At 65.4% G+C, this 8,356-nt stretch carries 7 protein-coding genes and 1 pseudogene; 5 read left to right on the top strand and 3 right to left on the bottom strand.

The features are described 5' to 3' along the window. Positions 1-189 precede the first annotated feature (189 nt). Together ABH933_RS45290 and ABH933_RS45285 are read right to left on the bottom strand one after the other, a co-directional pair. Positions 190-972 carry a hypothetical protein gene (locus ABH933_RS45290; protein ID WP_429429298.1) on the bottom strand — a complete coding sequence of 261 codons (783 nt, stop codon included), beginning with the start codon at positions 970-972 and terminating at the stop codon, positions 190-192. Between the two features lie 103 nt (positions 973-1,075). Continuing rightward, positions 1,076-1,759 carry a restriction endonuclease gene (locus tag ABH933_RS45285; protein ID WP_429429296.1) on the bottom strand — a complete coding sequence of 228 codons (684 nt, stop codon included), beginning with the start codon at positions 1,757-1,759 and terminating at the stop codon, positions 1,076-1,078. 444 nt (positions 1,760-2,203) lie between these two features. On the opposite strand from ABH933_RS45285, the gene ABH933_RS45280 reads away from it, so the two are divergent. From ABH933_RS45280 to ABH933_RS45270, 3 genes and pseudogenes are all read left to right on the top strand, one after another. Further along, positions 2,204-3,616: a hypothetical protein gene (locus ABH933_RS45280; protein ID WP_429429294.1), complete on the top strand. Its 1,413-nt coding sequence runs from the start codon at positions 2,204-2,206 to the stop codon at positions 3,614-3,616. 297 nt (positions 3,617-3,913) lie between these two features. After that, positions 3,914-4,249, top strand: a complete 336-nt coding sequence (locus tag ABH933_RS45275) for a hypothetical protein (protein WP_429429292.1) — start codon at positions 3,914-3,916, stop codon at positions 4,247-4,249. A gap of 292 nt (positions 4,250-4,541) precedes the next feature. Next, positions 4,542-4,715: pseudogene (locus ABH933_RS45270) on the top strand (transposase family protein); the annotation flags it as partial. Between the two features lie 336 nt (positions 4,716-5,051). Here the strand turns inward: ABH933_RS45270 and ABH933_RS45265 are convergent. After that, complete coding sequence (locus tag ABH933_RS45265; RefSeq protein WP_429429290.1) at positions 5,052-7,055, bottom strand: polyprenyl synthetase family protein; 2,004 nt, start codon at positions 7,053-7,055, stop codon at positions 5,052-5,054. Positions 7,056-7,407: 352 nt separating this feature from the next. Here ABH933_RS45265 and ABH933_RS45260 point away from each other — a divergent pair, with 352 nt between their 5' ends. Both ABH933_RS45260 and ABH933_RS45255 read left to right on the top strand, forming a co-directional pair. Further along, a complete protein-coding gene (locus ABH933_RS45260; protein ID WP_429429300.1) occupies positions 7,408-7,812 on the top strand; it encodes a helix-turn-helix domain-containing protein in 405 nt (134 codons plus the stop codon). Positions 7,813-7,836: 24 nt separating this feature from the next. Beyond that, a partial coding sequence (locus tag ABH933_RS45255) for a transposase (protein ID WP_429429289.1) occupies positions 7,837-8,356 on the top strand: 520 nt, incomplete at its 3' end.

Here is an 8,356-nt window from a genome sequence, read left to right as displayed (position 1 = left end):
ACCCACACAGCGCCAACCGTTTTCGAACTCGCATAGCGCGGCCCGTGACACCGGCTGTTGTCGCGTCGTTGGTCCTGGTGAGTTCACCGTGAGAACCATCTAATCCAGAACGGTCGCAGATCGTCCAGGTCCCGAATGGTCAGTGGTACAGGATGTTCGGGGTCATAGGAGACTGCGGCGCTCATGTCGTCACCGAGGATCAGCGACCACGTGGCCCACGGGTTCGGCCGTGCCCGGCGTGGCCGGTGCCACGACAGGGCAGCCTGTCTCGTCAACGCGGACTGCAGGATTCGGTGCGGTCGGCTGCCGGATGGGAGCCGCTGCTCGTCGATCCGGCACATCGCGACCAAGCCTGCCGAGTCCAGCTCGAACAGCTGCGTTGCCCGGTGCATGCAGGTGGTGGCGTCGAATGTCTGTGCGCCGGGGCGTATCGGCAGGCACCATTCGTCGTGGTCGCCGCCGATTAGGTAGTAGCCGGCGGGCTCGCGCGAGCGCCACCACGCCGGTGATCGGCGGCTGGCATGGACTGTGGGGGGTGAGGATGTGGGTCAACTGGGCGCGGGCGTGTTCGAGGTCGGGGTGACCGCCTCCGCGCTGCTGGAACCGCTCGATCGCGTGTGTTGTCAACCGCACATGGGCCAGCAACGCAGGTCCGTTCAGGGCGGTGGGGTCGATCGCCCGGTCGTGACGCGGGACGGCCAGGCAGTTGGTGGCGATCCACTGCTGGCGCCCGGAGGCGTCGGTGTCGAGTGCGAGGGGAAGGGCCACCAGTCTGTCGGCCAGGAGGAACCATCCGGACCGGCTGCGGCGTCCGGCCATCGGCGCGGGGAGTTGGTCGACCACGGCGCCGCGGCTGCTGATGATCTCCAGCAGCCACCGGCGGGCGGCCTCGCGATCAACCAACCCGAAGGTCTCCGCGCACGCATCGGCGCACCTGTTGGTGACAACCACGTCGAGACTGTTCGGATTCACAGTTCAAATGACCTCTCACGGTGAGTCGCTCTCCACGAAATTTGCCCGTACGCACCGCGATCGACCCCCCGTATGCGCGATCGTATGCGTCACAGCTGGCCGTCTAGCGATGCGCGAGTGGGGGTCTGCGACGAGAGCTGGTCAGTCGGACGAACATCGAGGGCCGTGAGCTCGGTTGCGTCCGGCGATCGTCCCACGGCGCATGGTCCGGCCCGGAATTCCACACCGCCAGGGCCTTGTTATCGACCAGCCGAATGTTGTTGCGAGCCGCTGTTTCCCGGGCGGGTTTGGTGAACGACGAGGTAGTGACCAGCAGGGCGATCTCGAAGTCGTGCCAGGTGAGCAGCCCGCCGGCGAGTTGTTGCATTTCTCGATCGCCAACGCGATGGTTGATGTGGTAGCGCTTGGCCTGCAGGATCACTCGCCGCCCATCCGGTGTCACGTCGGCGCCTCGATCGCCCGGGCCGCCGGACACCCGGACGTCGCGGCAGCCGCTGGACCGGCACAGCGACGCCAGCGCGTGCTCGAACTGCTTGTCGTTCATGTGATGAAACGGCACCACCGCCCGCAAATGGTCTTGCTTACGCTCGACGCGACCGCGTAAATGCATCATCCGCCACACCAATGCACCCACCACGGCAAGGACAACAAGGACCGTGGCGCCGATGAGGAAGATGAGATGTCCGTGCAGCGCACGCACCAGCGGGCTCAGGGCGATGAGCCCGGCGATACCGCACATGAACAGCCACCCTGCGGCGCTGCTTGAGCGCCGTCGTCGTCTCACCATGGTCGGGTCCTTCGTTTTTCGCGCTGTCTGTCTCCGTCGCGCGTTCGGTTGAATCGATGTGGTGTTCAGTGCGGTTGCCGGACGTGTGAGAAAGAGCCACCGCGCCCGGCGCGGGGATGATGGTGTCCATGCCTTGCCAGATCATTCAACTCCCGACATCACCACGATGAGCGCCCCGCCACCGTCCCCGGCAAGACGTCCTCTGAGCCGCGCGCACCGCGCGACCTCGCCTCTCCCACCGAGATCCACGCGCTGGTCCGACTCCTCGACAACGCCACGCGAGCGAACCAGCTGAACCCGCCTTCCCACCCAGCACGCGGGAAAGGCCGGGTGACCGGTGACGATGACACGTCCCCACACCTGCTCGCCGGGAATGTCGGTGGCTCCGAGGAGACTTGCTGTTCATCCCCGAACAGCAGCAGGCCAGGAAGGTGAGAATCGAAAGTGCCAGCCATCGTGTCCATCGATATCGAGCCGGGTGGCCGGTCGACACCGGTGGGGTACATCGGCATATGCGAAGTCGGCTGTGACGGCGTCGGAACACCTACGCTCATCCGATTCCGCAGTCCGCTATGCCAATACTCCTGGGGTGAATGGGTCACATCCTGCGAGGACCAACTCGCCGAGATCCACGCGATGCGGTCCGAGACGGAACAAGAGCACCTTCACGGCCGGTGGGACATCAGCGACGACATCGAACAGCACACCCGCCTGTTCGGATTCTCGCCCCTGCCCGACCCCTTCGACCAAGCCGAGTACCGACGCCCCGAGCCCGCCACGTTCAGTCAGGTCTGGGCCGAACTCGCGCCGCGGCTCGACGGACGAATCCTCACCGCCTACAACGCCGCATACGACAAGGCCGCACTCGACTCTCTGCTGCAACTCACCTACCCCCACGGCCCGAACACCAACTACAGATGGATCGATGGTCTTGCAGTCGCGCGCCACTACAAATTTTGGCGAGGCCGCTACGGCTCACCGACCGAGAAGCTGTGGCGCGAGTTGTTCGGCTGGGACAGATGCAGCGATGACATGGAGGACATCGAGGACCTCATGTACGCCAACGACCTCCTCCGCCACAACGGGATTGAGGAGTATCTCGAATACCGGCGCCAACAAGAGCTTGAGAATCCGCAGTACGGAGCGGTCGTCGAATGCCGGGGAGAGCGGCTTCAAGACGTCGCCCTGCGACTAGAGCTGTTCACCGGCGACCAAGCTCGACTGCGTGCCCTTGCACACCGAGAGTGGGGCGTCGGAAACAAGGCGCTGCTGCGCAACGCCGCTGAGGACGCCTGGGCCAACGCAGAAGTCATCGCCGCATCACTGCGTGCAGAATCCCTGCCCCTCACCACCGACGGCATCGACATACTCGACGCCGTCATCGTCGATCCCGACCCCACCATCTACCCGGCGCACCAAGCTCATCTGGCAGCGATCGAGCCGATCGACCCCCGCTGCGCACAATTCCTGGCTACTCGCGCACAAGCTCAGATCGATCGCTGCATCCGTCGCATCTGCGGAATCCAGCTCAACCCAGAGCAATGGACCGAGGTCTACGAGGTGTGGGAGGCTGCGACCCGCTGGCAGCTGAGACTGGCCGGTATCAGCGAAGCCGAGCGCCCTCGCGCGTTGGCGGCAAAAGCCGACGGGATGATCCAGGCGTCGCGTTCCGCGCTCGTCTGCCACCAACGGGGAAAAGTCTACGCAAATGCCCTGTCGAATTGGCTCGAAGCGAACCGCAAGCAGCTCGCCTTCCAAGGGCACACCGACGAAGCGATCGGGGTCGAGATCAGCCGACTCCGCGACGAGGAAGAACAAGATTGGGTCCAGCGACGCCGCAGGACACACAAGCGCTGATCACCGCGGCTGAAGGACAACGCGACGGTGGACGCTGCACCCCGAGACCGGCGAGTATCTCGAGGTGCCGTACCGGACGTGGTCGCGGCCGATATCGCGGAGTATGCGACGAGGGTTCGCACCGGTCGCTGTTTCATCTGCGAGTTCCTATCTGGGGCACCTGGTTTCGAGCATCAGACCGTCTATGATGACGGGGAACATGTGGGGTCCTGAACAAGTACCCGACGGGGGATACCTGACCCCAGCACCTTCGGCCACGACGGATCGTACGGGGCGCGGGGACAGTCAGTCGATGCTGTGTCTGACCCCGACGGGGGCCAGGACTGCCCGTACTACTGGACTCAATGCGCGAGCTGCGGTTACGTCGACGCCGAGTTCACAGGCCGTGCCGCGCGACTGTCCTGCGGCCACGGCATCGGAGACAAGGACTACGGTGCCGGCAGTCCCGCCATCCTGGCCGCCTACGGTCTGGCGCGCCGCGCGGTCGCCGCGCAGTGGCCCGGCGCACACTGCCTGAGCTGTGATCTATCGGTCGAACGCGGTGATCTCATCGTCAGCCTCGATCGAAATTGGCAGCACGCCCGCTGTGTCCACACGTCGATGGCCACCCGAGCAGACTCGCGCGACCTGTAACTACTCCTGCGGCCGCCAGCCCAAAGTGATCCGTCGGGGTAGATCGATCAGCTCCCTGGATCGGGGTGTAGTCGGTCAGTGTCGACACTCACCCCAGGTGATCTGCCCGGTGGTGTCCGCATCGGCCCTACGAGTGTCAACGGCGGCTGAATCCGGGATCTGGCACGGTTTGCGTGATTGACCGGTCCTGGATTGCGAACGGGCGCTTGATGATCGATCATGTCGCCGGTGTTCTGATCTTGGACCGGTCGAGGTCCTGTTCCCGCACCTGGATGGGTTGCAGCTCGACGGCATGACCGCGGTCGGACTTCGAGTCGACCTCGAGGTGAGCACCCGCGACGAGGAGGCCGCTTGTCCGGGCTGTGGAACGTTGTCCCGCCGGGTCCATAGCCGTTATCGGCGGCGGTTGTCCGACACCGCGATGACCGGCCGTGAGGTGGTGATCCGGTTGCGGGTGAGGAGGTTGTTCTGCGACAACTCCGATTGCGGCAGAAGGACTTTCGCTGAGCAAGTCCCGGGGCTGGCGGCGCGGTATGCCCGGCGCACAAGCATCCTGCAACGCCTGCTGTGTGCGGTGGCGCTGGCCCTAGGCGGTCGTCCGGGGGCTCGGATGACCCGGCATCTGGCGGCCACTGTCAGCCGGATGACGCTGTTGCGGCAGATCCGGGCACTGCCCGATCCGGACCGGGCGACTCCGCGGGAGGCTGTCGTTGACAATGGCCTGGTACAGCCGAAGGAGTTTGTCCTGGTGTGTGCCGGGCAGGTTCACGATTCCCGGGCCGACTTCGTTGGTTGCGGGAGGTTACGGCTCGGTAGGAGCCGGTTCGCCGGCGGGGTAGTAGATCTCGCGGCGCAAGCGTTCCAAGTCTGGTGCTGCGGAATGCGAGGCTGGCGTGTACCGATCGGCCTGATGCAGTCCGAGCGCCATGCTTGTCATCATCTCGTAGATCGACGTGTATTGCTTCCACTGGCCCGACAGGCCAGGAAGGACGCGGATGAGCGCGGGAAGGTAGCGGATCACCTCGTTGATCTGGGCGCGTTGCTCGGCCCCTTGGCGCTGCACCTGCTCGATGGCTTCGCTGCGGGTGCAGCCGGTTTCGTGACGGACCGCCCTGACCAGGTTGTAGGGGACTTGGTCGGCTTCGTCGCGATCCAGCCCCACCAGGTCGTTCTCCACGAAGCCCACCCAGCAGATGAGTTCTTCGAGACGGCGAACCACGGGGTGGTTGCGCAGCTTCGAGGGCAGTTCCCGGTCTCGGTACACCTCCACGCAGGCGATGATGGTTTCGATCCCACTGGTCGACATCCGCAGCGGCAGGTAGTCGGCTGTTGAAGGGATGTAGCCGTTGATGCGATGGTGTGCTTCGCGTTCGCAGGCTTTGAACCACTCCTCGATGTCGTCGAGGAACCGCTCCTGCCAGCGGGTGCTGCGGCCCTCCCGCAGGCGCGGCCACAAACTCGCCCAGGCGGTCGGGATCGCGCCGGACTTGCACGGTGCCTGCGGGTCCTGGCGCAGTGTTGCCACCATGCCACGCCTCAGCGCGGTGACGGCTTGCGGGTCGGTCAGCTGTGGATCCTCGAACAGGTCGTCCCACATAAGGACCAGCACTGCCATGCCGTAGACGGTCTGTTCACGGGCCTCGTTCGCCGGGGCCAAGAGCTGCGCTAGGAGCGGGACCCCGCCTGTCCACCGGTGGTAGTCGGCCTCGGCCGGGGTGCGGGCAAGGTTGGTGTCCACCATCCAGCTCCGCACCCATTGCGCGATCCGCGGCGGGAGCCCACCACCGTAAGCCCGCGGGGCCCGCGTCGAGGGCGGCGGGACCGGTGGCAGCGGAGTGCGCCGGTCGAGGATGGACCGGACGTAGGCGATCATCGCGTGGCGGGCGTCCGGGTCGACGGCCACGGCGGCGAGTCGACCGGCGGCCTGGTCGATGAATTCCTCCGCCACTGCCTGTGCTTCGTCCACGGCGCCGGAGGCGATGACCAGCTCGCGGGCGCATGCGGCTTGCTCACGTGTCATTGCTCGGTGCAGCAGGCGGGCAAGGTTTTGGTCGTCGGCGGCGGCGCGGATCACGGGAAGGGTGTAGATGCCCTCGGGCAGATCCGCGTTGACCGGCTTGCCCATTTCTTCGGCGGTCGAGGTCAGATCGAGGATGTCGTCATACAGCTGGTAGGCCAACCCGAACTGTCGACCGAATCCGGCCAGCGCCTCTTCTGCATCCTCGGAACGGCCCGCCTGCATCGCGCCCACCCGGCATGCCAGCGACAGTAGCGCCGCCGTTTTGCCGTCGATCGAGTCCAGGTAGGACTGCTCGCTGCGGGAGGCCACATACTGGTCGGCGGCCTCGATCACCATGCCCGCGCACATCTGCTCACCCGCGATCGTCCCCGCGAGAATTTCTCGCTGACCGAGCTCGGCCAGCATCCGCATGCCCGCGAATATCGCGGAGTCCCCACCCAATACGGCCATGTGCGAACCCCACACCGCGTTGGCGCTGGCACGACCGCGCCGCTGGTAGGCGTGATCGACGACGTCGTCGTGATACAGCGAGCTCAGGTGCAGCAATTCCACCGCCGCGGCGGCGCGTATCACCCGGTCATCAGCCGGGGCGGCGGGATCGGTGAGCAGGTAGTACGACAGCAACGTCAACGTGGGACGGACCAGGCGGCGGGAGGTGTCGGGCCCTTCGTCGGTGAGTGCGGTCAGCTCGGGGCGGCCCTCGAACCGTACGGGTCCGAGCAGGTCGCGGACGCGGTCCAGGTCCGCCTCCAGATGCGGGAACGCGGAATCGATTTCAGAGGGCACGTGCAAGCTCCTGACTGGTGACACCGGTCATCTACAACACCGTTGAACAGTGAAATTTGACACCACCCTTCTGCGGAAGGTGTTGGTATCGGGCAATTTTGACGTCACTGTCACAACGGAGCCCGACAGGTTGACATCGCCGCGTACACGGCCACGCGCTACAGACTCCGCCCCGATGGGGGCGGCGGTCAGGAAGAGGCCTGATCACGCAAGGCAGCCCTCCGCAGGCTGACCCCAAATGGTGGCCAGCCGCTGGTGGTGGTCCCTGGTATTAAAGATCTTTCGGCAACTCAGTGAGTTGTTTCGCTCGGATTGTGCTGTGGTGTAGGACAATCGCGGGGTGTTGGAGCGGATGCCGCCGTCGGCTGGGCGGGAGCGGGGCCGAAAGCGGAAGTGGTCGGCTGCGCGGCGGGATTTCGACGCGTTGCGCGAGCGTCGTATGCGGGCGGTGGAGATGTTCGAGGCCGGTAGGCGACAGGTCGATGTCGTGGTGGAGCTCGAGGTATCGGCGCAGACCGCCTCACGCTGGCATAAGGCGTGGACCGAGAGCGGCCGTGAGGCCCTGGTCGGGGCGGATCGTGTCGGCCGTCGGCCGCGGCTCGACGATGAGCAGATCGCCGAGGTCGAGGCCGTGTTACGCAGACCTGGACGATCTTGCGAGAGCGGTTGGGCTGGAGTCGGCAGCGTCCAGCGCGGCGGGCGGTCGAGCGCAACGACGAAGCGATCGCGTGGCGCAAGAACGAGTGGCCGCGCATAAAAAAAGCGCTCGGCGCCGAGGCGCGTGGATCTGCTTCCAAGACGAAAGCAGATTCTCCCTGCTGTCCCAGTGAGAGCGACCTGGGCGCCGCGAGGTGTCACACCTGTTCTGCAGCACCGGTTCTCGTGGAGACGCATGTCCATGTCCGGGGTGCTCGCCTACCGGCCCGACCGCAGCGAAGCCGCGTTCGTGTTCGCTATGAAAGAAGGGGCCTACAACACCGAATCGTTGATCGAGTTCCGCACTGAGTTGCGCGACCACTTCGCCGGCGACCGGGTCACCGTGATCTGGGACGGCCTGTCCGCCCACCGTTACCGGGCGATGAAAGCCTGGATCGCCACGCAACGACACTGGCTGCGGGTGGAGCAGCTGCCCAGCTACGCCTACGGCCTCAACCCCATCGAACAGGTTTGGGGCAACCTCAGACCGGTCATTTCGATCTCGCGATCGGGGGAATCCGGGCACTGGCACCGGCGAGCCGGTACCGCGACGAATGTCTGGCGGAGCTGGACGCCGGTGCAGCTTTGGGGGGCGTTGCTTCTCA

The organism is Nocardia sp. GP40, assembly GCF_050434125.1.
Lineage (GTDB): Bacteria > Actinomycetota > Actinomycetes > Mycobacteriales > Mycobacteriaceae > Nocardia > Nocardia albiluteola.
The sequence above is the reverse complement of the archived record's forward strand: the minus strand, read 5'-3'. Positions and strand labels throughout refer to the sequence as shown.